Annotated in this window: 1 protein-coding gene; it reads right to left on the reverse strand. The window is 70.8% G+C overall.

All coding sequences use genetic code 11. From position 1 onward, the window contains the following. Positions 1-226 precede the first annotated feature (226 nt). Positions 227-865 (reverse strand): YdcF family protein, encoded by a 639-nt coding sequence (locus tag QH276_RS26755; protein WP_280406936.1) that lies wholly within the window; start codon positions 863-865, stop codon positions 227-229. Between the last annotated feature and the right edge of the window lie 682 nt (positions 866-1,547).

Consider the following 1,547-nt stretch of genomic DNA (forward strand, 5'->3'; position numbering starts at 1 on the left):
GGCACACCGGCTGGGCGCCACCGACACCGAGGCCGGTGCCATGTACGCCGTGTTGTGGCGTTTCGTTCTCGGGGAATTGATCGCGCGCAGGGCCGTCGACGAGCGGCGTAGCGCAAGCGGGCGGGGCGAGCCCACACCGCACCCCCCCACTCCCCCTCTTCCCGCCGCGCCGGGGGGGCCGCGGCCCCGCCCCGCCCCCCCCCCCCCCCCCCCCCCCCCCACCACGTTACGGCCCGAATACGGACACGAAATCGGGGACCTGCCGGGGAGTGAGCGTCGATGTCACCGGAATTCCCGCGGCGGTGAAACTTTCCACCGCGCGGCCGATATGGTTGTCCGAGGTCACCACGACGGCGTCGCGGGCGCCGAGCGCGTGGATGAGCGGTGCGCTGTGCTCGGCGTTCTGCACGGTGGTCCGTGCGGCGGGCTCCTGGTGGACTCGATGCGCCGGGAGCCCGTTGCGGACGAGCCAATCGGCCATCGCGGCCGATTCGGTGACGCCGTTGCGGGGATTGCCGCCGGTGACAATGACCGGCGACTGCGGCGCGAGCAGCGCCTGCAGATACCCCGCGCGGAGCCGATCGACCAGCTCGGGGCGCATGGATCCGTCCGGGAGCAGGCCGTAGCCGAGGATCACGATCGCGGTACCGGGCCCGTGCACCCGGGTCAGCGGGCCGCCCAGGAGATCGGTGAGTCCGGCCGGCGCCTGGTTGTGCAGACTGGGTGCGGCAGCGGCCGTTCCACAGAGTCCGGCGGTGACCGCGGCGGCGGTCAGGGCGGTGGTGAGTCCCGTGCGCAGTGGCCGGCGCCGTCGGCGGCGGTGACGTCCAGAGGTGCGCAGGCGGCCGGTACGGGAGTCTGGCATCGGGTTCTCCGCGGGGACGGGGCCGGGATCGGCCGGTTTCGAATACGGCTCCTACATATTCCGACAACAAAGCGTGATCGAGTCGTGATCTGTTGAAAGGCTGGATATTCCACGGAATACTGCGCAATTGATTAGTGCGCGCAACCGGCCGAGAACGGTGGTACGGAAACCTGCCCGATCCTATAACGAAGCTTCCTGTGACCCGCACCAACGGCGATTCGGCGTGTTGATGATTTCTCCGGTTCGGGCGGGCCGGCCGTTGCGGATCCGTCGTAATACCGTATGGTCGGAAAGAAGTAGCCGGCCGTGAAATGTTTTTCGCGGCAAGAGAAGTCGGTGACGATAGCCAGGAAAGGGGCCCTGATAATTCGGCCGGGTCGCCGGTGGATACGTGTCGGCCCGGGTTCGTTGCGGCCCCGAACCGCCCGCAACGGCCCGGCCGGCGCCGGCGGAGGGCCGCTCGTAGACGGGTGCGCACCGGGTGGGACAGCCCGACTCCACTGTTCCGCACGGGGCGTGCGCGGCCGCCGATCAGGTGGCGGGACGTTCCGCGCGTCCCGCCGGCCGGTCGACGGCAGTGGGGGGGGCCGCGGCGGGGATAGCGGTGAAGTCGAGGGCGAGGGCCAGGGGGAGGGTGCGGGAGGCGAGCGGCGCGCCCAGGAGGCGGCCAACGCGCAGCAGC

Origin of the sequence: Nocardia carnea, from assembly GCF_029869215.1 — a bacterium.
Taxonomy (GTDB): domain Bacteria; phylum Actinomycetota; class Actinomycetes; order Mycobacteriales; family Mycobacteriaceae; genus Nocardia; species Nocardia carnea_B.